Source organism: Providencia sp. PROV175 (assembly GCF_032707045.1).
Classification (GTDB): Bacteria; Pseudomonadota; Gammaproteobacteria; order Enterobacterales; family Enterobacteriaceae; genus Providencia; species Providencia hangzhouensis.
The window spans coordinates 297,431-321,592 of sequence record NZ_CP120533.1 but is presented as its reverse complement, the minus strand read 5'-3'; the positions used below and the strand labels follow the sequence as shown (position 1 = coordinate 321,592).

Here is a 24,162-nt window from a genome sequence, read left to right as displayed (position 1 = left end):
ACAGCCTCTTAGTTCTTATGACACATAGGGAATCCAAGCGCTTCGCGAGAAGCATAGTACGCTTCTGCAACCCCTTTAGTTAGGGTACGAATACGTAAAATATAGCGTTGGCGTTCAGTAACAGAAATGGCTTTACGTGCATCGAGTAGGTTGAAAGTATGAGCCGCTTTCAAGATACGTTCGTATGCAGGTAGTGGAAGTGGCGTTTCCAAAGCCAGCAAGTGTTGAGCTTCTTTTTCGTACTCTTCAAAGCATTTGAAAAGAAAATCAACATTTGCGTATTCAAAGTTATAGGTTGATTGCTCAACTTCGTTTTGATGATAGATATCACCATAGGTAGTTTTACCCAATGGGCCATCACACCAAACAAGGTCATACACGCTGTCCACGCCTTGGATATACATCGCTAAGCGCTCTAAACCGTATGTAATTTCACCTGTTACTGGTTTACACTCAAGACCACCGACCTGCTGGAAGTAAGTGAACTGAGTAACTTCCATACCATTAAGCCACACTTCCCAGCCTAATCCCCAGGCACCTAATGTTGGGTTTTCCCAGTTATCTTCAACAAAACGAATGTCGTGAACTGTTGGGTCAACACCTAATTCTTTTAAAGAACCAAGGTATAACTCTTGGATATTGTCTGGTGATGGCTTGATGATCACCTGAAACTGGTAATAGTGTTGTAGACGGTTTGGGTTTTCACCATAGCGGCCATCAGTTGGTCGACGAGATGGTTGAACATAAGCCGCTGCAATAGGCTCAGGGCCTAATGCACGCAAACACGTCATTGGGTGAGAAGTTCCAGCGCCGACTTCCATGTCCAATGGTTGAACAATGGTACAGCCTTGACGCGCCCAGTAGTCCTGTAATGTCAGGATAAGACCTTGAAAGGTTTTGGTATCAAACTTTTGCATGTTAGATCCGCACGCGATACGTAAAATTTAATGAAAGTACGCCAGTATACCCTTTGACCGCAAGATATACAGCATTGAATATGTCTGTATTTATTCTAAAAATAAAAAAAAATACTTTCACCCCTTTTAAGCTGGTTATTTATACAGTATAAATAGTTTGTTTTTTGAAGCAAACCAATTACCATTGTAAAAAGGATGAAAAATGGATACCGCACTAACACGTTGCCATTGGGTCAATCAAGATCCTGAATATATCGCTTATCACGACCATGAATGGGGTAAACCCACTTATGATAACTTAACGTTATTTGAAATGATCTGCCTTGAAGGCCAACAAGCCGGGCTCTCTTGGTACACCATTTTAAAAAAACGCCAAGGATATCGTGATCTATTTCATCATTTCGACCCTGAAAAAATTGCATCAATGAATGAAGACGATATTGAGCGACTCATGCAAGATACTCAGATCATCCGTAATCGATTAAAAATTAATGCAATTATTGCAAATGCAAAAGCTTATTTAGCCATGAAAGAAAATGGTGAAGACTTCTCCACTTTTATTTGGCAATTTGTTAATGGCCAACCCATTATCAACGGTTGGGAGCTCTCATCACAAGTTCCTGTGGAAACAGAACTTTCTAAGCTTCTCTCCAAAGCGCTCAAAAAACGTGGGTTTAAATTTGTCGGCTCAATTACTTGCTACGCCTTTATGCAAGCAACTGGCATGATAAATGACCATTTAGTGAATTGTTGCCAATTTAAATAAATTAGTTTTTATCGGTGTAACTCATCGAGTAAAAAGAAAAATAAACCACCAAAGCATTAACATTGCAACATTTTAGACTGTTAAATATACCCATCTTAATATTTTATCTTAATAAAAGATAGAAATTGGTGGTTGAACTCTGAGGTGCAGCGGAGTATGTTTTAAATTCCATTAACAATCTAATAAATATATGTGAATAAATGCGATGATATTTTCTAAATTTGGCAATAAATTTGCTAAAAATTCAGGTATTTCATTATTAATGAAAGACTTGAATGAAGGCATAAGAACCCCTGGCTCCATTATGTTAGGGGGAGGAAATCCTGCTCATATCCCTGAAATGGATAAGTATTTCCAAGATCTGTTAGCTGAGATGTGTGCTAATGGCCAATTGACGGACACTTTATGTAATTATGATGGCCCTCAAGGTAAAGATGCCATGTTGAAAGCGCTTGCAGCAACGCTAAAAACAAAACTAGGTTGGAATATTAGCGCGAAAAATATTGCCCTATCTAACGGCAGCCAGAGTGCTTTTTTCTATCTATTTAACTTGCTAGCCGGTCGCTTTGAAGATGGTATCACCCGTAAAGTGCTATTTCCTCTTGCCCCTGAATATGTCGGTTATGCAGACTCAGGTCTTGATGATGGCTTATTCGTTGCTAATAAGCCACAAATTGAATTTTTACCTAATGGTCAATTTAAATACCGAGTGGACTTCAACACATTAGAGGTTACTGATGATATTGGTGTGATTTGTGTGTCTCGCCCAACAAATCCGACTGGTAATGTCATTACTGATGAAGAAGTTGAGCATTTAGACCAACTAGCTAAACAACATAATATTCCACTACTAATAGATAATGCTTATGGTGTTCCTTTCCCTGGCATTATTTTCAGCGAAGCTACGCCATTTTGGAACGAAAATGTCATTCTTTGTATGAGTTTATCTAAACTTGGTTTACCAGGAACTCGATGCGGCATTATCATCGCTAACGAAGAAATCATTGAAGCTGTTAGTAATATGAATGGCATCATCAGCCTTGCTCCTGGTGGCATAGGCCCTGCGCTTGCCTTAGAAATGCTTAAAAAAGATGACCTTATCTCGTTATCTAAAAATGTAATTGGTCCTTTTTATAAGCAGCGTGTAGAAGAAGCCATCGAAATTATTCGCCGCTATATCCCAGAAGATAAGTGTTTAATTCATAAGCCAGAAGGTGCCATTTTCCTCTGGTTATGGTTTAAAGACCTACCAATTAATTGCTTAGAATTATACCAACGCTTAAAAAAACGTGGCGTATTGATGGTTCCCGGCCATTACTTCTTCCCTGGTATTGAACAGGATTGGCCACATGCGCATCAATGTATGCGTATGAACTATGTCCCTGAGCCAGAAAAAATTGAACAAGGGATCAAGATATTAGCTGAAGAGCTTGAAAAAGCTTATCAAGAAGTGACCTGCTAGTTGTGAAACGACAAAGTACTTTTAGCCCTGTTATTGCAATATTTAGGTAAAAAAAAAAGCCCTTTCATATAGAAGGGGCTAAAAATTAGCGAGAACTCCGTAATTGAAATCAAATTAATTTTTCAATACGAATATCATTCAAAACTATTAGAACATCTTTTCTATTTGGTTATTGCTTAAACAAAAGCACTTTTTGCCCCTATATATCGTGATACCTTTCATTACTGCCTTATACATCAAACATCAAAATCCAAATATCATATTGAAAAAGCTATAATTTTAGAAATTTCAATAGAATTTCTGCTATTCATCGGTTTAACAATCACATCTAGCTAAACCGCCCAAAATAAAATAGCCAGCAATTGTGGAGAAATAATTCTTAAAAACATCGCTAATGGATAAACCGTTGCATAAGACAATGCCGGAGCACCGCTGGCCGCATGAATATTATTTGCAAAAGCCAGTGCAGGAGGGTCAGTCATAGAGCCCGCTAGCACCCCACAAAGGCTCAAATAGTTCATTTTGCCAAAAATTCGAGCTACAACACCTGTAATAAATAGTGGTACAAACGTAATCAATAGCCCATAACCAATCCACGTTAGCCCATCACCTTTAATTAAAGTATCAATGAAGCCACCACCAGAATTGAGCCCAACAACAGCGAGGAACATGACGATTCCCAGTTCTCTCAGCGCTAAGTTTGCACTCGGAGGCATAAACCAATATAAACGCCCTATAGTCCCTATACGACCGAGAATTAGAGCAACAACCAGTGGCCCTCCCGCTAATCCTAGTTTCAGTGCGGCAGGAAAACCAGGAACAAAAACGGGTATTGACCCCAGCACAACTCCAAGCCCTATCCCGAGGAATACAGGTAACATTTGAACTTGCTGTAGTTTCTGTTTCGCATTACCTAACAAAGCGGTGACGGCTTCGATTGACTCAGGACGTCCAACAATATTTAAAATATCACCAAATTGTAAAACCGAATTGTTATTAGCAACTAAATCAATACCAGTACGGTTTAATCGTGTCACAACAACATCATATTTTTGTTTTAAGTTTAAGTCTTTCAGCCTTTTACTTAGTACAGCATCATTCGTCACCACCACACGAACGGAATGCAAAATAGAGCTTGATGTCGACAAGGATACGTCAACTTCCTCACCTAATATTAAACGAACTCTATTTAAATCATCTTTTAAACCAACAACGTGCAATAAGTCACCTAAATGAATTTCTGTGGTAGGCTGAGGAACAACCAGCATGTCCCCACGTTTTAATCTTGAGCAAACAATAGCTTCACTACCAAGCAGTGGGATGTCTTGCATCATTAAGCCATCAAGATTGGCGTTACGAATGGCAATATTCATAGTCTGCAGAGAGTCGCGCTGTTGAAAAGTAGAACTATTAAATGCAGAAGCCTCTTTCTCTACTGAAATTCTAAAGATAATGCGTACTAACCACATCACCAATAAGATGCCACAAATCCCCATAGGGTAAGCCATGGCATAGCCCATCCCCATCTGGCCAACAAGATTAGGGTCAGATCCTAAGTCAGTTAAAATTTGCTGACCAGCACCTAAAGATGGCGTATTCGTTACCGCCCCTGAGAAAATACCTAGGATAATCGGTAATGGAATATTCGCGACTTTATATATGATTGCTGTTACCACCGCGCCTAAGACAACGACCATCAACGCAAAGCCATTTAGTTTCAGCCCAGAAACGCGTAGAGAAGAGAAAAAACCAGGCCCAACCTGAATACCTATCGTGTATACAAACAGTATCAAGCCAAATTCTTGAATAAAATGCAGCATGTCTTTATTAAGTTGCAAGCCATAACTTTGGGCGAAGTGTCCAACAATGATCCCCCCAAATAGAACACCACCAATCCCTAGCCCAACACTCCGGATCTTCCAATTTCCAATCCATAGCCCTAAAGCAGCAGCTAACGCCAACAAACTTACAGTAAGAGCTAATTCACTCATAGACCGCATCCTTTTGACGACAAGTTACCCGTTAAACACACCCAAATAGGTGATAAAACATACTACTGAATCGATTATGCCAAATAGCATGAGGGTAATATGTGCCATAGAGCACAGTTCAGAAGGAATAAATGTTCTATTTTTTTAGAATTTTCAACCTGATAACAAATATAAAATAGTATGTCTTTATTTCTTAACGTTATTTATCATTCATAGAAATAGCTACTTAAGACAAACATTTTTAGTTAATAGCTACAAGTAAACTATTAACAAAAAAAATACATACGATTAAATAAAATAATAATACGACACCATTATTGTGAATTTCTTGTTTTTAGTTATTATAAGTAAATATTGGGGACGACAAACTAAATACAGGTTAACAATGTCTATGCCGAGTTTAATTTCAATACGATTATATTTTCTTATCGCACCTCTTATTTTGAGTGGTTGCTCCAGTATTATGACTCATGCAGGCCCATCAGAAGGTTATTACCCTGGTTCGAAAAACAGTATTAAAATGATTAAAGATGATGAGACCGGCTGGGTTGTTAAACCTTTACTTGCTATTGATTTACCCTTTTCTGTTGTTATGGATACTCTTTTAATTCCTTTAGATTACGCGAAATCGGGTAATGGTGATAAAGCAGACTCACCCAAAAAACGCATAGAAGAACTTGAAAATAAAGATAAAACCAAAAAGTAATTCAGGCTCAATCAAACGTTTGTAATTAAAATTTCATTGTGTATTAACTGTATTTATGAATACATTATTTTTTAATCTAAGATCTGACCAATCATTTATATAATATCTGTTTAATTATTATCTTATTATGATAACTATCTCCTTAACTTAAATATTCTATTCTATTTATAAGTATTTTTGCACTCATTGCATGAATAATTAACAATTAAATTTTTTAAATGCTAATCAGAGAAAAATAAAAACAGTCACAGATAAAAAAAAGCTTATCAATACTTTTTTTATTCGTGACTGTAGTAACATAATTATTTTATTTGCTGTTTAAACCCGTTTCTACGGTATAAATTTGCCTAAATCCATCAATATCTCGCATAAACGCAATCAATTCATCATTAGGTGAAAATACAACGGAATCAGCAACAGGAGCAAGTTCAGTACGCTGCGTTAATTTTTGTATGGTTCCGCTCACGACATGACAATACACGACACTATTGTCACAAATAAAGCAAATGTGCTCACCTTTACTATCCCAGCTAAAGGCAGACTGAACCGGTGAAGAACCCTGAGTTATCTGCCTTTGCACTCCAGTCAGCGTATCAACTAACCACAATTGAGCATTACCGTCATCATCATTCATCAAACAAGCGATTGATTTACCATCTGGCGAAGTTCTTAGCCAATGTCGTGGCTGCTTCGCTAAACCAGGAAATTTTTTATCGTGTGTATAAGTTAAACGCCTTTGCTGTATACCTTTTGGTGGGGAAGGCATGCTTGATTCTGTTCCTTGGATAGGAGATTCCCCCGCAATCATGTAATCCTCAAGCTGTGAAGGTAGATCAACAATATAGATCTCAGGAATAATTTCTCCATTTGTAGAATGAGTGTCACCAATAAACACCAGCGCTCTTTCTTGCCACTCTCCATTCTCTTTTTGATAACCTTTTTGGCCTACCCAACCCTCTTCATATGCACGGCTAATCTCATCGCTGCTAGGCTTAGGCTGTTGCGTTGTTCGCGTCACAACACAACAAAAGTAATCGCCACTATATTCTCGAAAATGTATTTTAGAACTCACATTAACGGGCCCAATAGGTACTGCAATTGCCACATTTCGTTGGTCTAATTGCACATCTAATTCATGCATTACATGGTCATTATAGGTAAAACTCAACCACTTTCCGTCTGGACTAAAAACATGGACATGAGTCCCCCCACGCAACGCCCCCACTAAATACGGAGGGGTAATACACATTGCATCAATTGGGTGAGCTACATTTAATTGATCTTCTTTAACATACACCCCTCTTCGATGGTGAAAGTCATATTGCCACTGTTCATCAGGGTACTCAGGGCCATGGATAAAAGCATATTGAGTTGGCAGTTGAGGACTTACCGTTACCACTCCAACATGAGCCCCATGACTTGCACGATAAACCTCAACGACTTGTAATGTTTTTACATGAATTTTTTCTATAGATAAACCTGTAAAAGAACTACCGCTCGGCCGTATATCATACGCTAACCACTGGCTGTCTGGAGTCCAGATATTAATATTCGTTAGTTGGTGGCTTCGTTCATCATGCGTTAAACGTGTTTCTTTATAGGGCAATTTATTATTCAATCTGTTATCCTTTGACATCATTTAATATCGCTATCGGATTACTTTAACTAATCTAGTTTAATCAATACTAGAAAATCTCAGTCGAGAAGTTTCATAAGTAATATTACCCTTTAGCAATAACCTTAATCTCGAACAAAACTACCATGTTATTAAGTGTACTTTATATTATTGGTATCACCGCAGAAGCCATGACTGGAGCACTTGCGGCTGGTAGACGAAAAATGGATGTCTTTGGCGTCATTATTATTGCGTCCGCGACGGCAATTGGTGGTGGTTCCGTCCGTGATATCTTACTTGGCCATTACCCCCTAGGTTGGGTGGAACATCCTGAGTATATCCTGACTGTTGCAGGCGCTGCGATTGTGACAATCTGGATAGCCCCTATGATGAAACATTTACGCCGATTATTCCTCATATTAGATGCTATCGGGCTAATTGTGTTTTCTATACTTGGCGCCCAAATAGCACTCGATATGCACTACAGCCCAATCATTGCAGCTATTGCAGCAGTGATTACTGGCGTTTTTGGTGGTGTGTTAAGAGACATGCTGTGTAACACAATCCCTTTAGTTTTCCAAAAAGAAGTCTATGCTGGCGTTTCTTTCGCTGCCGCTTGGATCTATATTGGCCTATTACAAACGCCTTTACCTAAAGATATCGTGGTTATTATCACACTCGTTGTTGGCTTGAGTGCAAGGCTAATAGCCATTCGTTATCGTCTCGGTTTGCCTATTTTTAATTACGAAAACCAAGATTAATCTAATCAATAAAAGAGTTTCAGCCATTAATGATTTACTATTGATGGCTTTCTATTGGTGGCTGAATCGCTTTCATGTCAGACAATATACGTAAAATAGATTCAATTTCTGGTTCCGCTAGCCAATTAGCTAATTTTTTCTTTTGCAGCTTCGTCAAATTTAGACTGTTAACCCATGATGGGTCATACAACATACCTATGTCAGTCACTTTCCCTACTTGTAATTTAGTTAGTGGAATTGCGAGACCTTTTAACCAAAGCGAAATAGGTTGATCCTTTGTCATTTTCAGTTGCTTTACTAACACTTGGTGTTTTTTACCTTTCGATAAATCGCTTTGCCATTGTTCTGACAACCAAGTTGTTAATCGAGTTAGGTTATGGTTTTCTACCCACTGGCGCCATGTAGCCTCACTTATTCCTCGCATACGTAGTTGTTTACCTAACCACGTTAACCTTGCGACAAACTGCTGTGAGCAAACTTCAGTATAAGTAAGACAACTTAGTGAGTGAAACTGTTTTAAGGTTGATGTCTCTGGATATTCGCGTTCCTCTCGTCGCCAAATAACGTCTTCAATCTTTGGACTTCCTAGCCCTGAAAGAGAGACAAGTATTTTATCTCCAACAAGTAAATCTCGTTTTTCCCATGATGATAATGATCCAGCATTTACCTTTGAAATAGTTTTCGAGTCAATATTGATGGGGGTTATGCTAGCTACAACACTAATTCTCCCGGTCCTTCCTATATTGAACTGAAGCTTAGTTACCTCTGATAGCACACTGCGTAATGGATATTTCCATGCAATCGCCCAACTATTTTGTTTTGATTGCCAGGCTGATGCTGCTGGCGCTGGAAAATTTTTAAGCACTATACCATCTGTAGCAAATGGTAATTGCCCTTGATAATAGTATTCCCTTAGTTGCTTAGCTTGAATCTTATTTTCAATTTTATGGCTATATTGTTCAGCAAGCGGAAAACCTATCTCAGAAAGTAATGTTAACTGTGTTTTTGGATTAGTATCCCCCGCAGGCCATGCCCAAATAAAAATACCAATATTTTCTTCAAGGGCGGTTGGCTCATTTTTTCGCATTAACCACCCCGCAATCTTATTACGAGCGTTCACTCCCCCACTTTTAGCTTGAATATGTCCATTCATACGCCAAAATAATTCGCCTTGAAGGACTAACATGCCTGAATATTTGATTTGTTTGGGTATCGCAGGAATAAAATCTGCTTTTGCCCGCCACTCGATTCCTTCAACACTATTTCCTCGGCTAATCATGGAAATAAGCTTGCCATTTTTATAAACCAACGTTACTGCTACACCATCAACTTTAGGTTGTAGCCAGATATTTTTACGTGTTTCTATCCAGCTATAAACTTCTAATTCATTGAGTTTCTTTAACCCTGTATGAGGAATGGGATGCATAGTTAGCTGTGATTTTTCAGGTAATAGTACTTCTGGCAATTCTTCGGGAAGTTGCTGGCATCGTTGTAAAGAACGCCATAAATTAAATAGCTGGTCATAAGCTTCATCACTAATGGAACTGCTACCCGCCAAACGGTAAGCTTGGTTCCACAGTTGTAATTGTTTTCCTAACCGATGACTTTCTTGACTTATTATTTTACTATTTTGTTTTTCACACGGTTTATTAACGGCAATTTGCTGCGCTGCTTGAGCAACATTAATACACACCATTACCCCAACAATTAACCCACTTAGTCTATAAACTGACGCGAACCAATAACCATACAAAATATAAATCATAACTATTCCTTGTTATTACCAATCCATTAAGATGTTACTCTTTTAAAGCATTTTCTCCTCAGTTGCTAAGCATCAAACAACCTCTCAAAGTCTTCATCCTCAAAAGAAGTTGTTTGCAAAAGGCTTCGCAAAACTAATGATGCTTTCATGAGTAATAAGTTAATTTCTCGAGCCCGTTCACAATTTAGTTACTAATCAAATTCATTTAATTAAAATTCATGATTTATTGATATCGCTGCATGTTGATGCAAGTCCGTGTATACTATGTCGGGTTTATCACCATCTTTTATGTTTAATCCTCGACTATTCAAGAAATCATCATGATACAAGGCACGTTATATATTGTTTCTGCCCCTAGTGGAGCAGGGAAATCAAGTCTGATTCAGGCTTTATTAAAAACACAACCATTGTATGACACACAGGTTTCCGTTTCTCATACAACTCGAACTGCACGTCCAGGAGAAGTCCATGGCGAGCACTATTTCTTTGTATCTGAAACTGATTTTTTACAAATGGTCGACAAAGGTGAATTCCTAGAGCATGCATGCGTTTTTGGGAATTATTATGGGACGTCCAAACCTATCATTGAAGATGTATTAAATAGTGGTGTTGATGTTTTTCTTGATATCGATTGGCAGGGAGCGCAGCAGATAAGAGCCAAAATGCCTGAGGCGCGTAGTATTTTCATTCTCCCACCATCAAAAGATGAACTTTATCGCAGACTGCGTGGCCGTGGGCAAGACAGCGATGAAGTTATTGAAAAACGTATGTCACAGGCAGTAGGTGAAATTGAACATTTCAACGAGTATGATTACCTTATTGTTAATGATGATTTCAATACCGCACTGAGCGATTTACAATCTATCATCCGTACTGAGCGTTTAAAATTAGGGCGTCAAGTTCAACGACATGATGCTTTAATCAGCAAATTACTAGCAGACTGAGAATAGTTTCAGTATCATATCAGGTCATTTTTTTATTTCTTTGGAGTAGCACATTTATGGCACGCGTAACTGTTCAAGACGCAGTAGAAAAAATTGGTAACCGCTTTGACCTCGTATTGGTTGCGGCACGTAGAGCTCGTCAGTTACAAACGGGTGGAAAAGACCCTTTAGTTCCTGAAGAAAATGATAAATACACTGTTATCGCATTACGTGAAGTAGAAGAAGGCTTAATCAACGGTCACATTTTAGATGTGCGTGAGCGCCAAGAACAGCAAGAGCAAGAAGCGGCTGAAATGCAAGCAGTTTCTGCAATCGCTGAAGGTCGTCGCTAATCACTAAGGTGGGTCTGCCTTGTATCTGTTTGAAAGCCTTAATTTAGTCATTCAAAAGTATCTTCCTAAAGAACAAATTGAATTACTAAGAAAAGCCTATGTTGTTGCTCGGGATGCCCATGAAGGACAGACCCGTTCAAGTGGTGAGCCTTATATTACTCACCCAGTTGCTGTTGCTTGTATTCTTGCTGAGATGCGTTTGGACCATGAAACACTAATGGCAGCGCTACTTCATGATGTGATTGAAGATACTCCAGCGACATTTCAAGATATAGAAGAATTGTTTGGTACCACCGTCGCCGGTCTCGTCGAAGGTGTATCCAAACTAGACAAGCTCAACTTTCGCGACAAAAAAGAAGCTCAAGCAGAAAACTTCCGCAAAATGATCATGGCGATGGTAAAAGATATCCGTGTCATTTTGATAAAACTGGCAGACCGCACTCACAACATGCGCACGTTGGGGTCACTTAGGCCCGATAAACGTCGGCGCATTGCACGTGAAACCCTTGAGATATATAGCCCGTTAGCCCACAGGCTAGGTATACACCACATCAAAACAGAGCTTGAAGAACTGGGTTTTGAAGCGTTATATCCCAACCGTTATCGTGTTATTAAGGAAGTCGTCAAGGCTGCTCGCGGTAACCGAAAAGAGATGATCCAAAAAATTCTCTCGGAAATTGACGGTAGGCTAACCGAGGCAGGAGTTCCTTGTCGCGTAAGTGGCAGAGAAAAACACCTTTATTCCATCTATCGCAAAATGCACCAAAAAGAGCAACGTTTCCATTCCATTATGGATATCTATGCTTTTAGGGTAATTGTAAAAGATGTGGATACTTGCTACCGCGTTTTAGGCCAAATGCATAGTTTATACAAACCGCGTCCGGGGCGTATTAAAGACTATATTGCTATCCCTAAAGCTAACGGCTATCAATCGCTACATACCTCATTGATTGGGCCACATGGTGTTCCTGTCGAAGTGCAAATTCGCACAGAAGACATGGACCAAATGGCTGAAATGGGGGTTGCTGCGCATTGGGCATATAAAGAGCAAGGCGAACAAGGTACAACAGCACAAGTTAGAGCTCAACGTTGGATGCAAAGTCTACTTGAGTTACAACAAAGTGCAGGTAGCTCGTTTGAATTTATTGAAAGCGTTAAATCGGATCTATTTCCAGATGAAATCTACGTTTTCACCCCTGAAGGCCGCATTGTTGAGTTACCTACTGGTGCCACACCTGTTGACTTTGCCTATGCGGTGCATACAGATATTGGTCATGCTTGCGTGGGCGCGCGTGTTGATCGCCAGCCTTACCCACTTTCGCAATCCCTTACGAGTGGCCAAACTGTCGAAATTATTACCGCGCCGGGCGCACGGCCAAATGCAGCATGGCTCAATTTTGTTGTCAGCTCAAAAGCGCGGGCCAAAATTCGCCAGTTATTGAAAAATTTAAAACGTGAAGATTCTATTAATTTAGGTCGCCGTTTACTCAACCATGCGCTAGGGGCAGGAAATAAACTCACTGATATCCCTCAAGCCAATATTGATGCGGAATTGGCACGCATGAAGCTGCACTCTATCGATGATTTGCTTGCTGAAATTGGGTTGGGTAATGCAATGAGTGTGGTTGTCGCACGTAACCTACAGAACAATCCACAAAATACACCTGAAGAACAAGTGTTAGTTGAAAGCCGGAATAAACTCTCTATCAAAGGTGCTGATGGTGTTTTAATCACCTTTGCAAAATGTTGTCGTCCTATTCCTGGTGACCCAATTGTTGCACATATTAGTCCTGGTAAAGGTCTCGTTATTCATCATGAATCCTGCCGCAACATTCGTGGTTATCAAAAAGAACCTGATAAATTTATGGCTGTTGAATGGGACAACGACACCGACACCGACTTTATCGCTGAAATTAAAGTGGATATGATTAACCATCAAGGCGCTTTAGCGAATTTAACCGCCGCTATTAATGACGCTAACTCAAGTATTCAAAGTATGAATACAGAAGAAAAAGATGGCCGTGTATATTGTGCCTTTATTCGCCTTACGACTAAAAACCGTGTTCAATTGGCAAATGTGATGCGAAAAATCCGTATTATGCCTGACGTTCTACGTGTTAGCCGAAACCGTAATTAACGACCATACTTGATTAATCACTATGAATGAACGCCGCTACCGCCGCATTTGCCAAATGATGGCGATGCGGCAGCCTGACCTAACTCTCTGCCTCGAAGAAATTCATAAACCACACAATGTTTCTGCCATTGTACGCAGTGCGGATGCGGTAGGGATCCATCAAATTCATGCTATTTGGCCTGACCAACAAGTCAAACTGTCCGTTTCTTCTGCTGCAGGGAGTAATAGCTGGGTTAAAATTATTTCACACGCATCGACCGAAGAAGCCATTTCCCAAATAAAATCACAAAACATGCAGGTTTTGGCGACTAACTTGTCGGAACATGCCGTTGATTTTCGTGAAATTGATTATACTTTGCCAACTTGTATTATGATGGGGCAAGAGAAAACAGGGATTTCACAACAAGCCCTCGCACTGGCGGATAAACACATTATCATTCCAATGGCGGGTATGGTGCAATCTTTGAATGTTTCCGTCGCTTCTGCATTAATTCTGTATGAAGCCCAAAGGCAGCGGCAACAAGCGGGAATGTACGATCGTGAACATTGCTTACTTTCACCAGATGAACAACAAGCTTGGTTATTTGAAGGCGGTTACCCTGTACTGGCTGAAGTCGCTAAACGTAAGGGGCTTCCTCGGCCATTGATTAATAACCAAGGGCAAATTGAAGCTGATGACTCGTGGTGGGCACAAATGCAATTAACCGAAAAAATGAAAAGACGGCAGTTTGGTTAAATAGAAGGAAATAACATGAATAATGGGCTACTTGATACCATTTCACTGACCTCATTGCATGGTGTTGGTGCAAGTCAGTCAGAAAAAATGCGTAAAATCGGTTTGAACACCGTTCAAGACCTTCTTCTTCATTTCCCTTTGCGCTATGAAGACCATACTCGTTTATATCAAATAAAAGATCTTCTTCCCGGCACGACAGCAACGATCACGGGCGAAGTCCTGCAAACTAAAGTCGTCTTCGGCCGAAAAAGAATGATGACTTGCTTAATTTCCGATGGAACAGGCAACCTCACCTTACGTTTTTTCAATTTCTCAGCAGCAATGAAAAATAACTTAGCAGAAGGAAGACAGGTTACCGCCTATGGGGAAGTTCGCAGAGGAAATACAGGACCGGAAATCATTCACCCTGAATATAAAGTGTCTAAAGACCCCAGCAATATCAGCTTGCAAGAGAATTTAACACCCGTATATCCAACCACTGAAGGTGTTCGCCAAGCGACTTTACGCAAAGTCATGGAACAAGCGCTCGGGCTACTGGATAGCGGGAAAATAAAAGAATTACTTCCTGAAGAGCTTAGCCGTGGAATGATAAGCTTACCAGATGCTATTCGCTTATTACACAATCCACCACCGAATGTGGCACTGAGCGAGCTAGAAAAAGGCCATCATCCGGCACAAAAGCGGCTAGTCCTCGAAGAACTACTCGCTCACCATCTAAGCATGTTAGCTATCCGCGCAGGTAATGAACGCCTATATGCGGAACCGTTAGTGGCAAGTGGTCAATTAAAATCTCAGTTACTTGCACAATTACCGTTTTCACCAACAGACGCACAAAACCGTGTTGTTAGTGAAGTTGAAGCAGACCTCGCTAAAAACGCCCCTATGATGCGTTTGATTCAAGGGGATGTCGGGTCAGGGAAAACCCTCGTTGCAGCCTTAGCGGCCGTTTGTGCCATCGAGAATGGCAAACAAGTGGCGCTGATGGCTCCCACCGAAATTCTTGCAGAGCAACATGCCAATACGTTCAAACAGTGGTTAGAACCTTTAGGTGTCAAAGTAGGTTGGCTTGCGGGTAAACAAAAGGGTAAGGCACGTCAGGCTCAGCAAGATGCCATCGCAAGTGGAGAAGTTGCGATGGTTGTTGGAACACACGCTATTTTCCAAGAGCAAGTGAGCTTTAAAGCGCTGGGACTTGTTATCATTGATGAACAACATCGCTTTGGCGTTCATCAGCGGCTCGCTCTGCGTGAGAAAGGTGAGCAGCAAGGGTACCACCCTCATCAATTGATCATGACCGCTACGCCAATCCCACGTACACTGGCGATGACAGCGTATGCAGACTTAGATACCTCTGTCATCGATGAACTTCCTCCAGGCCGTACGCCTGTCACTACTGTCGCCATCCCGGACACTCGCCGTAACGATATTATTGAACGCGTTCGCCAAGCCTGTATTGAAGAAGGTCGCCAAGCCTATTGGGTCTGTACACTTATTGAAGACTCTGAATTATTAGAAGCACAAGCGGCTCAAGTGACCAGCGAAGAACTAGCACTGGCACTACCTGAATTAAAAGTAGGCTTAGTCCACGGACGAATGAAACCTGCTGAAAAACAAAGCATTATGGCGGCTTTTAAAAGGAATGAAATTCAACTGCTTGTGGCTACAACGGTCATTGAAGTCGGTGTTGATGTGCCTAATGCCAGTTTGATGATCATTGATAACCCTGAGCGCCTTGGTTTGGCTCAGTTACACCAACTAAGAGGGCGGGTCGGCCGTGGAGCTATCGCATCTCACTGTGTCTTATTGTACAAGACACCGTTAACCCATACCGCTAAACAAAGACTACAAGTGTTGCGGGACAGCAATGATGGCTTTGTTATCGCACAAAAAGATCTCGAAATTCGCGGGCCAGGGGAATTATTAGGCACTAGACAAACAGGAAATGCAGAATTTAAAGTCGCAGACTTGTTGCGTGACCAATATATGTTGCCAGAAGTGCAACGCCTTGCTCGCCATATTCAACAAAATCACCCCGAAAATGCACAACAACTTATTGAGCGTTGGTTACCTGAGCGAGAGCAGTACAGCCACGCTTAAGTTTTATATCTTCTTTTTATTCGTTCCCTAAAATGAAAATTGCCGTGAATATTTTCACGGCAATACCTGCTTTACTTGATTTATTATAAAATGAAAGTTAACCAGCAATCGTTGAGAATAATGGCAGCATCAGATACAGTTTAATCACTATCGCATTAACAATATCAATGAAGAATGCCCCAACCATTGGTACAACCAAGAATGCTAAGTGAGATGGACCTAATCTATCCGTAACAGCTTGCATATTCGCAATCGCTGTTGGTGTCGCACCAAGACCAAATCCACAATGACCTGCAGCTAAAATTGCAGCGTCATAGTTTTTGCCCATCACGCGGAAAGTCACAAAAATAGCATATCCCGCCATCACACAAGCCTGTACAGCAAGAATGATAATCATTGGGATTGCAAGTGATGCTAATTCCCACAGCTTCAAGCTCATGAGTGCCATTGCTAAGAATAATGAGAGGCTCACGTTACCCATGACAGAAACAGCGCGGTCGAATACTCGGTAAAAACCAAGCAGTGATAAGCTGTTACTTAAAATGACACCAACAAAAAGTACGCAGACAAACTTAGGCAATGCGAAAGGAGTATCGGCTAATTCGCCTGCAATAAAACTTCCCACCAATAGACAAATAGCGATCAGTGCAATAGTTTCAATTAAAACCATTGAAGTGATCATGCGCCCAGATTGTGGTTTCTCAAATGCAGTTGGAACGTCTTTATCATCATCAGCCGTTCCTGGCGTTGGAATATTACGCGTTAGAAAACGTGCAACAGGTCCACCGATTAAACCACCGAGAACAAGTCCAAATGTAGCACACGCCATTGCAACTTCTGTTGCACTTTGGAAACCATAGCTTTCAGTGAAAATTTTCCCCCATGCCGCACCAGTTCCATGACCACCCGATAAGGTAACTGAACCAGCTAATAGCCCCATGAGAGGGTCTAATCCCAATAATTCAGCAAGAGCAATCCCTACCGTATTTTGGACAAGCAATAAACCGACAACTACAAAAATGAAGATAAACAATGCCTTACCACCAGCCTTCAAACTAGCAAGGTTGGCATTAAGACCAATTGTGGCAAAAAATGCCAGCATCATAGGTTCTTGCAGTGATAAGTCAAAAGAAAGGCTCCAGTCAAATAATTGTTTAAGCAATAAAAGACTAAAAGCTACTAACAACCCACCCGCAACAGGTTCAGGGATTGTATATTTTTCAAGGAAAGGAACTGATTTGACCAGTTTACGCCCAAGTAATAGTACTAAGGTAGCTGCTACCAGTGTACCGTAGACATCGAGATGATACATTCACGTACCTCGTCTGTTGTTAAAATTATCAAAAACTAGTAAGACGTTAATTTCTTCCTTAAAACGCCAAAAGCAGGTTATAGGATTAGAAAAAAAAACTGTTATAAATACAAGTTAAAAGATATAAAAATGTGACAGCCTTATTTAACATTGATCAATATTTTTTACGCGCAAACGATTGCTTTTTAATTTCGACACATTACAATGCGTTTTTTGTTGGCGAGAAATGAAGGCAATGAATACTGCGACGTCTGAAAAACAAACTACTGAAGCGACCATACAAACGCAAAGCGAACTCATCTATAAATTAGAAGACCGCCCACCACTGCCCCAAGCCTTGTTTGCCGCTGGGCAACATCTTCTGGCGATGTTTGTTGCGGTGATTACCCCTGCGATGCTGATTTGTCAGGCATTAGGACTACCAGCTCACGATACTCAACGCATCATTAGTATGTCTTTATTTGCCTCCGGTATTGCTTCTTTAATTCAAATTCGTGCATGGGGCCCTATTGGCTCAGGCCTACTTTCGATTCAAGGAACCAGTTTTAACTTTGTTGCACCGTTAATCATGGGAGGTGTTGCACTCAAGCAAGGTGGAGCTGATATCCCATCCATGATGGCAGCTTTATTTGGCACGTTACTCGTCGCCGCATTAACCGAAGTGATTCTTTCACGTTTTCTACATCTAGCCCGTCGAGTCATTACACCACTGGTTTCTGGTGTCGTTGTCATGATCATCGGCTTATCTTTAATTCAAGTCGGCTTGACCTCCATTGGTGGTGGTTATGGTGCGATTAGCGATAATACCTTCGGTTCACCAGATTACCTGATTTTGGCCGGGGTTGTTTTAGCGGTTATTATTTTACTTAATCGGCAGAAAAACCCTTACTTACGTGTCGCATCTTTAGTTATTGCCATGGCCGTTGGTTATATTGCAGCTTGGTGGATGGATATGTTGCCAAATGCTCAACCAATGGAAGCCAATCAGCCAATTATTACTGTTCCTGAGCCTTTCTATTATGGCTTATCCTTCGACTGGAACCTGTTGATCCCATTAATTCTCATTTTCATGGTGACTTCCTTAGAAACGATAGGTGACATTACCGCCACTTCTGATGTATCAGAACAACCCGTTCGTGGCCCTTTATATATGAAACGAATCAAAGGTGGCGTACTTGCCAATGGTTTGAACTCGATGGTCTCTGCGGTATTTAATACTTTCCCTAACTCTTGTTTTGGGCAGAACAACGGTGTTATCCAATTAACAGGGGTGGCAAGTCGCTATGTCGGTTACATTGTTGCTTTAATGTTAGTGTTATTAGGGCTATTCCCTGCGGTTGCAGGCTTTGTACAACAAATCCCTGAGCCCGTATTAGGCGGAGCAACCATTGTGATGTTTGGTACCATTGCCGCTTCAGGAGTGCGTATCGTGTCTCGTGAGCCACTCAATCGCCGCGCCATCATGATTATAGCCCTTTCTCTCGCCGTGGGTATGGGTGTGTCACAGCAACCCTTGATTTTGCAATTCGCGCCTGACTGGTTAAAAACATTATTTTCTTCAGGTATTGCTGCGGGTGGTTTAACTGCAATTGTTCTGAATTTAGTCTTCCCTCTCGAAAAATAACCTTTCATTCTAGCCGCCAGTGTTGAACACTCTGGCGGTTTTTCTGTATGCTATCCTTAAATTGTCGTTATATTAGACGGTTTCTTCCTGTGTCTATTCGTTCACAAACCAAAGGAGCAGTAAACTGTGAAATGGTTAATCAAATTTACTACCTATGCACTTTTGTTACTGCTGCTATTGTTTATTTTTACTTATATCGGGCTACAAACCCGTTGGGGCGCATCCTACTCCAGTCAATTTTTAAGTAAGTTCACTGACTATGATATTGATGTGGGAATTATGGGACATGAATTTTCTAACCCCGGTGAATTCATTTTCCAAGATGTCAAATTAGCGAATAAAAACAGTGACCTCTCTTTAGACTCACGGCAAATCGTGCTTGATGTTAATTGGCGAAATCTATTTAGCGGTACGGCAATTAAACGTTTGGTTATTACTCAAGGAACATTATCGACAACTGTCACACCTGATACGATACTGCTACCTATTTCCGCGAATATTTTGCAATTTGAAAATAGCCAAATCACGCTTAAAAAAGATAATGATACTGTGCAAGTCACTGGCTTCACGGGGGGAATTACCCCTTGGAAACCCGCTGAAAGCTCCCCTTTTGGTTACGGTGATTTTCGATTTACCGCTAACCAATTAAAATTTAATGACCTTTCATTCAAGAATGTTGCCATTACCGGTAAATTGCAGCAGCAAGGAACAGAAATAAGTCAAGCAAGTGCCTACCTAAATAATGGCTATATTGCGGGGGCTGGGAAGGTACTTAAGGATGGCACTATCACGGTAGATTCCCTCACCATGAATAAAGTCGGCTGGGAAAATAAAGTTGATTTCGATTCACTATTTGATGCAATAACGAGTGAAAAATCATTGCAGATCAAAAAAGTAGAGTTAACCAACATTGATATCCAAGGGAAGGATTGGGCACTCTCTGGCCTAAGCACCGAAATTGACCAACTCAGCTTCGTGAAAGGGAGCTGGACTAGTTCCGAAAGCAACATTCGTTTTAATGTTGACCAATTTGTCGTAAAAGACCAGCAACTCAGTACCTTAATTGGTGATCTGAAAATTAACGGTGACAGCCTGAATATCAATAAGTTATCCGGTTACTATAATAAAGGCGTCTTTAACCTCAGTGGTTCTTGGCAGCGCAATGACCGAATACTGACTATCGACGAAGGCAAACTAGCGGGTATCTTATATACTTTGCCTGAAAATTGGCTATCATTCTTTGCAGAGCCTACACCGCCTTGGTTATCTGGTTTAAGCATCAAAAAATTCACCCTTTCTCAATCACTTTTGATGAATATCCAACCACAGTTTCCCTTTGAGCTGACCGCGCTCAGCGGCAATATTGAAAATATCGATTTAATAAAACAAAAGCAGTGGGGAATTTGGAGCGGTAAAGCGACATTCACTGCAGATAGCGGCACAATTAACCAAGTTCTTGTACGCCGCCCGTTTATTGAAGTGCGTCAAAGTGGTAAGTCCTCAGCCGCTGCGAGCTTAACAGTCAGTACCGATAAAGGCATCAGTAAGGTTGGCTTGCTGGTAAAACAAGAGCCCAAAAAAGTCCCCTTCTTACTCAGGGCATCAGGTTCTAATATTGACCTCGTCGATTTAAACCAATGGGGTTGGGCAGGCTTCCCAGCTCAAGTTATCGGTGACTTTGATGCGACATTACAAGGGGACTTACTCGCCCCATCAGTGGCAAAAAGTTTGAATGGGGAGTTGATGGCAGTCCCATTGCAAGGCAAACGCCTATTCCGTACCGTTGTTAATGGGGTTGTCACTTCTTCAGTAGAGTCCGAAGCCGATTTACAGCCTACCGAGCCTTCATTAGTAGAGCCGCTCCCCGCACTTAGTAATCCATAAAAACTACTAATCCATAGAAATACAAAAGGCAGGTCAATCATACCTGCCTTTATCTTTTAATTTTCAATGAACAACATTACTTTACTGGCGCTACAGGTAGCACCATATAGACACCGCTGAATACTGCGCCCACTTTGCCATCAGGGTTACTAACCTCGACTTTCAGCTTTACCCGCGCTTTACTGCCGCGCGCTAAACGGTCAAGGTCACCGCTCATATTTGCTAAGTCCGCTGTCGCTGTCGGCCTGCCGCTCACGGGCTTACCATAACGAATACTGGCATCGACCAACACAATATCGCCACCAAGCTGGTGTTCTTGCATTAACAACCAAATCAGCCCCCATCCCGTCAAGGTAGCTAATGAAAATTGGCTTCCTGCAAATATCGTTTCATGAGGATTTTGGTTGCCCGCTTCCGGCATGGCGGTAATAAAACGAGTTCCTGTGTATTGGTCAACTCGAACCCCCATTTTCTCACTCAATGGAATGTACTTATACCACGCTTGTTGTAGCTCACCACACCAATCGGGACGATGTAGAATTTGATCTAGCGTCTCAATGGGTTTAATCATCAAATAGTGGCGTACAGGCGTTTTTAACTGCCCAGCGACTTGGCCACGGTTCTCAAAACCCATTTTGTCGAAAAAGGGGACGGCTTCTTCACGAACGCTCGACACAATGCGTTTTACGCCTTCTTGCCGCGCAACGGATTCGAGAGCCATGATAATTAATTTGCCGAGTCCTTTACCTTGCATGGCAGGGTTAACGGCTAAAAAACGGATAGCCCCCTCATTATCTGCATTGATATATAAGCGGCCAATGGCAAGGATACGGTTTTTATCATCCACAACCATTTGATGGTGTGCGGTTAAATCATATCCATCTTTTTCTGAACCAAGGGGCTGATTAAACGGTTTTCGCAACATTTCCCAGCGAAAATGGTAATAAGTTGCGAATTCAATATCATCTTTCGGTGTACGTAAATGGTACATCGCTTCCCCCTTTAAAAATGGCTTCACACTTGTAGCCAGAAGGTAACAGGGCCATCATTGGTTAAATTTACTTGCATATCGGCAGCAAATTCCCCCGTTTGTGTTTCAATCCCTTGTAGCCGGCTTTGTTCAACGAAGTATTGGTACAAAGCATCTGCTCTTTCAGGCTCTGCTCCCCCTGAAAAGCTAGGCCGCATACCTTTTTTGGTGTCAGCAGCTAAAGTAAATTGAGAAACCACCAATAGGCTACCTCCCGCTTGCTGAACGTTGAGATTCATTTTTCCTTGTTCATCGCTAAAAATACGGTAGCCTAATACTTTTTCACACAAACGCTTGGCTTTCTGCTCATCATCATCTTTTTCAACACCAAGTAAAACCAACAACCCAGTATTTATTTGCCCTACTATTTTCTGTTCAACAACCACACTCGCTTGAGTGACTCTCTGGATTAATGCAATCATGATGACTCTTTACAAAAAGATGGAGCAACGTTAGCCGTTGCCCCACTATAAAATCAGGATGTTATTCAACTTCTGCACTAAAATCGTAAGTGCGGAAATATTCAGGAATGGTGTCTTTATCCACAACATGAATACTACGAATACCAAGGGCTTCTGCGGCTTTTACATTTTCTTCGACATCATCAAAGAAAATAGCATCTGCAGCATCAAACTCTTCTGATTGCAGTACATATTTGTAGATTTCAGGATCAGGCTTACGCATGCCTAAATCTTGGGACAGATATAGGAAATCGGAGGAGGCTGCAATTTCTGGGTAGTGTGCTGGCCAGTAGTCTAGATGTAGACGGTTGGTATTCGATAAAACCACCACTCGGTGCCCTTGCTCACGCAGGCGTTCCATAATATCAATGACTTCAGGTCTTAACGAAATAAAAATAGCGTGCCAGCCTTCAGCAAAGTCTTCAAAGCTTAGAGTGATGTCCATTTCTTCACAAAGCAGCTCAGCAAACTCGATGTCTGAAATTTTTCCACACTCATGTAATTGAAAGATATTACCAAAAGTAAACCGTGATTTGATCTCTTCACTTGGTGTACCACTGAGTTCAGACCATTTATCAAATACACGATTAAAGTCGATATCAATAATCACATTACCCATATCGAAGATATACAGCATAAATTTTCCTCATTGTTATTCACTAAATTTACTTTAATCATTATTCACGCAACTGAACAGCCCTAATTAGTGATAATTCACGTTATTTTGTCAATTTATCGATTAAGCAATCCACACTTAGCGCAATTAATGAACAACAAACCAGACGATTTGTTCCATTAATGAGAAAACGCTTTTTATCCCAAAGGTGCTATTTCACACAGCACTATCGATTTTTGATACTAAATGTTAAGTCCCTCCATACGCTTTTTGCATAATAGTTTTTACGTAGCAAGCCATGCCACAAGCAATGTGAGCTGATATCTATCCGATATCAGTAATAAATAAATCTTAAAATATAAAAGTCATACTATGAAAATAGATAAAACAATCTCTTGGCCGATTGCTATTCTGTGGGGAAGCTTATTTTTAATTCCATTATTTAATACTATCCCTCTGGATTTTAATATCGACCTTACAACAAAAATTATTGAACATTTTCAATCTATTATTCTAATTATCAGTGCCATTTTCACTTGGTTTTATATGAAACCATTACAGCAAAAAAATCAGGGAATGAAATTATTTTGGGTGTGGGCAACTATCTGGTGGGTAACATTATTTGGCAGAGGAATAAATTGGGGGCGTGAATTTTTTCCTAATCTGGATCACTCTTACTTCAGGCTAATTTCTATCATCTTGATTGGCAGTTTAGTTTTGATGCTATTTGCTTCTTCATTAAGAAAAAGTATTATTTTTCACCTAAAAAACACAGCTATTCCACTTTGGAGCCTACTACTGACCCTGTGCGCTTTTGTGATTTCAGATAGTGTTGAACACCATAGATTTCTTAGTTCAGTTTTTCTATATCATTCTGAACTACAAAGCCTTATCGAAGAATTATACGAAGTTCCTTTAATTATCGGACTGTTTATTTCGTCGCTGTATTTTATGAAAAAAGACAAGTCATTATAAACCTTATAAATAAGTAAGGCGCCTTTCGGCG

Annotated in this window: 20 protein-coding genes; 12 read left to right on the top strand and 8 right to left on the bottom strand. The window is 40.8% G+C overall.

Features of this window, described 5'->3' with window-relative positions:
• Positions 1–8: 8 nt before the first annotated feature.
• Positions 9–917 carry a glycine--tRNA ligase subunit alpha gene (gene glyQ / locus P3L44_RS01420; protein WP_004262647.1) on the bottom strand — a complete coding sequence of 303 codons (909 nt, stop codon included), beginning with the start codon at positions 915–917 and terminating at the stop codon, positions 9–11.
• Positions 918–1,119: 202 nt separating this feature from the next.
• Here glyQ and P3L44_RS01415 point away from each other — a divergent pair, with 202 nt between their 5' ends.
• Both P3L44_RS01415 and P3L44_RS01410 read left to right on the top strand, forming a co-directional pair.
• Positions 1,120–1,683, top strand: a complete 564-nt coding sequence (locus tag P3L44_RS01415) for a DNA-3-methyladenine glycosylase I (protein WP_272661857.1) — start codon at positions 1,120–1,122, stop codon at positions 1,681–1,683.
• Positions 1,684–1,888: 205 nt separating this feature from the next.
• Positions 1,889–3,145, top strand: coding sequence for a valine--pyruvate transaminase (locus P3L44_RS01410; protein ID WP_272661855.1), 1,257 nt, complete (start codon positions 1,889–1,891; stop codon positions 3,143–3,145).
• A 332-nt stretch (positions 3,146–3,477) separates the two neighbouring features.
• On the opposite strand, the gene P3L44_RS01405 is transcribed toward P3L44_RS01410, so the two are convergent.
• Positions 3,478–5,136, bottom strand: a complete 1,659-nt coding sequence (locus tag P3L44_RS01405; RefSeq protein WP_136134095.1) for a putative transporter — start codon at positions 5,134–5,136, stop codon at positions 3,478–3,480.
• A gap of 385 nt (positions 5,137–5,521) precedes the next feature.
• Here P3L44_RS01405 and P3L44_RS01400 point away from each other — a divergent pair, with 385 nt between their 5' ends.
• Positions 5,522–5,842, top strand: a complete 321-nt coding sequence (locus P3L44_RS01400; RefSeq protein ID WP_227528879.1) for a YceK/YidQ family lipoprotein — start codon at positions 5,522–5,524, stop codon at positions 5,840–5,842.
• A 307-nt stretch (positions 5,843–6,149) separates the two neighbouring features.
• Here the strand turns inward: P3L44_RS01400 and P3L44_RS01395 are convergent, their stop codons facing one another.
• A complete protein-coding gene (locus P3L44_RS01395) occupies positions 6,150–7,481 on the bottom strand; it encodes a DUF3748 domain-containing protein (protein ID WP_180359509.1) in 1,332 nt (443 codons plus the stop codon).
• A 122-nt stretch (positions 7,482–7,603) separates the two neighbouring features.
• On the opposite strand from P3L44_RS01395, the gene P3L44_RS01390 reads away from it, so the two are divergent.
• Complete coding sequence (locus tag P3L44_RS01390; protein ID WP_004262660.1) at positions 7,604–8,218, top strand: trimeric intracellular cation channel family protein; 615 nt, start codon at positions 7,604–7,606, stop codon at positions 8,216–8,218.
• Positions 8,219–8,255: 37 nt separating this feature from the next.
• Here P3L44_RS01390 and ligB read toward each other — a convergent pair whose 3' ends face one another.
• Positions 8,256–9,983 (bottom strand): NAD-dependent DNA ligase LigB, encoded by a 1,728-nt coding sequence (gene ligB, locus P3L44_RS01385; protein WP_272661854.1) that lies wholly within the window; start codon positions 9,981–9,983, stop codon positions 8,256–8,258.
• Positions 9,984–10,303: 320 nt separating this feature from the next.
• Here ligB and gmk point away from each other — a divergent pair, with 320 nt between their 5' ends.
• The 5 genes from gmk to recG are packed head-to-tail and all read left to right on the top strand — an operon-like array spanning position 10,304 to position 16,229.
• Positions 10,304–10,927, top strand: a complete 624-nt coding sequence (gene gmk, locus P3L44_RS01380) for a guanylate kinase (RefSeq protein ID WP_004262662.1) — start codon at positions 10,304–10,306, stop codon at positions 10,925–10,927.
• A gap of 56 nt (positions 10,928–10,983) precedes the next feature.
• The gene (gene rpoZ, locus P3L44_RS01375; RefSeq protein ID WP_004262665.1) at positions 10,984–11,259 is read left to right on the top strand and encodes a DNA-directed RNA polymerase subunit omega; all 276 of its coding nucleotides are present in this window, start codon (positions 10,984–10,986) and stop codon (positions 11,257–11,259) included.
• 19 nt (positions 11,260–11,278) lie between these two features.
• Positions 11,279–13,396 carry a bifunctional GTP diphosphokinase/guanosine-3',5'-bis pyrophosphate 3'-pyrophosphohydrolase gene (gene spoT, locus P3L44_RS01370; protein WP_004262666.1) on the top strand — a complete coding sequence of 706 codons (2,118 nt, stop codon included), beginning with the start codon at positions 11,279–11,281 and terminating at the stop codon, positions 13,394–13,396.
• A 22-nt stretch (positions 13,397–13,418) separates the two neighbouring features.
• A complete protein-coding gene (gene trmH / locus P3L44_RS01365) occupies positions 13,419–14,132 on the top strand; it encodes a tRNA (guanosine(18)-2'-O)-methyltransferase TrmH (protein ID WP_140171998.1) in 714 nt (237 codons plus the stop codon).
• A 15-nt stretch (positions 14,133–14,147) separates the two neighbouring features.
• A complete protein-coding gene (recG, locus tag P3L44_RS01360) occupies positions 14,148–16,229 on the top strand; it encodes an ATP-dependent DNA helicase RecG (protein WP_272661852.1) in 2,082 nt (693 codons plus the stop codon).
• A 97-nt stretch (positions 16,230–16,326) separates the two neighbouring features.
• On the opposite strand, the gene gltS is transcribed toward recG, so the two are convergent.
• Positions 16,327–17,541 carry a sodium/glutamate symporter gene (gene gltS, locus P3L44_RS01355; RefSeq protein ID WP_272661850.1) on the bottom strand — a complete coding sequence of 405 codons (1,215 nt, stop codon included), beginning with the start codon at positions 17,539–17,541 and terminating at the stop codon, positions 16,327–16,329.
• Between the two features lie 235 nt (positions 17,542–17,776).
• On the opposite strand from gltS, the gene P3L44_RS01350 reads away from it, so the two are divergent.
• Both P3L44_RS01350 and P3L44_RS01345 read left to right on the top strand, forming a co-directional pair.
• Positions 17,777–19,165: a uracil-xanthine permease family protein gene (locus tag P3L44_RS01350; protein ID WP_096863580.1), complete on the top strand. Its 1,389-nt coding sequence runs from the start codon at positions 17,777–17,779 to the stop codon at positions 19,163–19,165.
• Positions 19,166–19,291: 126 nt separating this feature from the next.
• Positions 19,292–21,049, top strand: a complete 1,758-nt coding sequence (locus P3L44_RS01345) for an AsmA family protein (protein ID WP_272661847.1) — start codon at positions 19,292–19,294, stop codon at positions 21,047–21,049.
• Between the two features lie 76 nt (positions 21,050–21,125).
• On the opposite strand, the gene fabY is transcribed toward P3L44_RS01345, so the two are convergent.
• The 3 genes from fabY to yihX all read right to left on the bottom strand — a co-directional run bounded on the left by fabY (position 21,126) and on the right by yihX (position 23,177).
• Entirely contained in the window at positions 21,126–22,040 is a 915-nt protein-coding gene (gene fabY / locus P3L44_RS01340; RefSeq protein WP_140171993.1) for a fatty acid biosynthesis protein FabY, read from the bottom strand.
• A 23-nt stretch (positions 22,041–22,063) separates the two neighbouring features.
• Complete coding sequence (gene dtd / locus P3L44_RS01335) at positions 22,064–22,501, bottom strand: D-aminoacyl-tRNA deacylase (RefSeq protein ID WP_140171992.1); 438 nt, start codon at positions 22,499–22,501, stop codon at positions 22,064–22,066.
• A 61-nt stretch (positions 22,502–22,562) separates the two neighbouring features.
• A complete protein-coding gene (gene yihX / locus P3L44_RS01330; protein ID WP_094960806.1) occupies positions 22,563–23,177 on the bottom strand; it encodes a glucose-1-phosphatase in 615 nt (204 codons plus the stop codon).
• Positions 23,178–23,528: 351 nt separating this feature from the next.
• Here yihX and P3L44_RS01325 point away from each other — a divergent pair, with 351 nt between their 5' ends.
• Positions 23,529–24,131: a hypothetical protein gene (locus P3L44_RS01325; RefSeq protein ID WP_153673250.1), complete on the top strand. Its 603-nt coding sequence runs from the start codon at positions 23,529–23,531 to the stop codon at positions 24,129–24,131.
• Positions 24,132–24,162: the final 31 nt, after the last annotated feature.

What these genes read in the sequence shown, in the direction of transcription:
- glyQ (WP_004262647.1), bottom strand. Translation starts at nt 917, where the DNA reads ATGCAAAAGTTTGATACCAAAACCTTTCAAGGTCTTATCCTGACATTA.
- P3L44_RS01415 (WP_272661857.1), top strand. Translation starts at nt 1,120, where the DNA reads ATGGATACCGCACTAACACGTTGCCATTGGGTCAATCAAGATCCTGAA.
- P3L44_RS01410 (WP_272661855.1), top strand. Translation starts at nt 1,889, where the DNA reads ATGATATTTTCTAAATTTGGCAATAAATTTGCTAAAAATTCAGGTATT.
- P3L44_RS01405 (WP_136134095.1), bottom strand. Translation starts at nt 5,136, where the DNA reads ATGAGTGAATTAGCTCTTACTGTAAGTTTGTTGGCGTTAGCTGCTGCT.
- P3L44_RS01400 (WP_227528879.1), top strand. Translation starts at nt 5,522, where the DNA reads ATGTCTATGCCGAGTTTAATTTCAATACGATTATATTTTCTTATCGCA.
- P3L44_RS01395 (WP_180359509.1), bottom strand. Translation starts at nt 7,481, where the DNA reads ATGATGTCAAAGGATAACAGATTGAATAATAAATTGCCCTATAAAGAA.
- P3L44_RS01390 (WP_004262660.1), top strand. Translation starts at nt 7,604, where the DNA reads ATGTTATTAAGTGTACTTTATATTATTGGTATCACCGCAGAAGCCATG.
- ligB (WP_272661854.1), bottom strand. Translation starts at nt 9,983, where the DNA reads ATGATTTATATTTTGTATGGTTATTGGTTCGCGTCAGTTTATAGACTA.
- gmk (WP_004262662.1), top strand. Translation starts at nt 10,304, where the DNA reads ATGATACAAGGCACGTTATATATTGTTTCTGCCCCTAGTGGAGCAGGG.
- rpoZ (WP_004262665.1), top strand. Translation starts at nt 10,984, where the DNA reads ATGGCACGCGTAACTGTTCAAGACGCAGTAGAAAAAATTGGTAACCGC.
- trmH (WP_140171998.1), top strand. Translation starts at nt 13,419, where the DNA reads ATGAATGAACGCCGCTACCGCCGCATTTGCCAAATGATGGCGATGCGG.
- recG (WP_272661852.1), top strand. Translation starts at nt 14,148, where the DNA reads ATGAATAATGGGCTACTTGATACCATTTCACTGACCTCATTGCATGGT.
- gltS (WP_272661850.1), bottom strand. Translation starts at nt 17,541, where the DNA reads ATGTATCATCTCGATGTCTACGGTACACTGGTAGCAGCTACCTTAGTA.
- P3L44_RS01350 (WP_096863580.1), top strand. Translation starts at nt 17,777, where the DNA reads ATGAATACTGCGACGTCTGAAAAACAAACTACTGAAGCGACCATACAA.
- fabY (WP_140171993.1), bottom strand. Translation starts at nt 22,040, where the DNA reads ATGTACCATTTACGTACACCGAAAGATGATATTGAATTCGCAACTTAT.
- dtd (WP_140171992.1), bottom strand. Translation starts at nt 22,501, where the DNA reads ATGATTGCATTAATCCAGAGAGTCACTCAAGCGAGTGTGGTTGTTGAA.
- yihX (WP_094960806.1), bottom strand. Translation starts at nt 23,177, where the DNA reads ATGCTGTATATCTTCGATATGGGTAATGTGATTATTGATATCGACTTT.
- P3L44_RS01325 (WP_153673250.1), top strand. Translation starts at nt 23,529, where the DNA reads ATGAAAATAGATAAAACAATCTCTTGGCCGATTGCTATTCTGTGGGGA.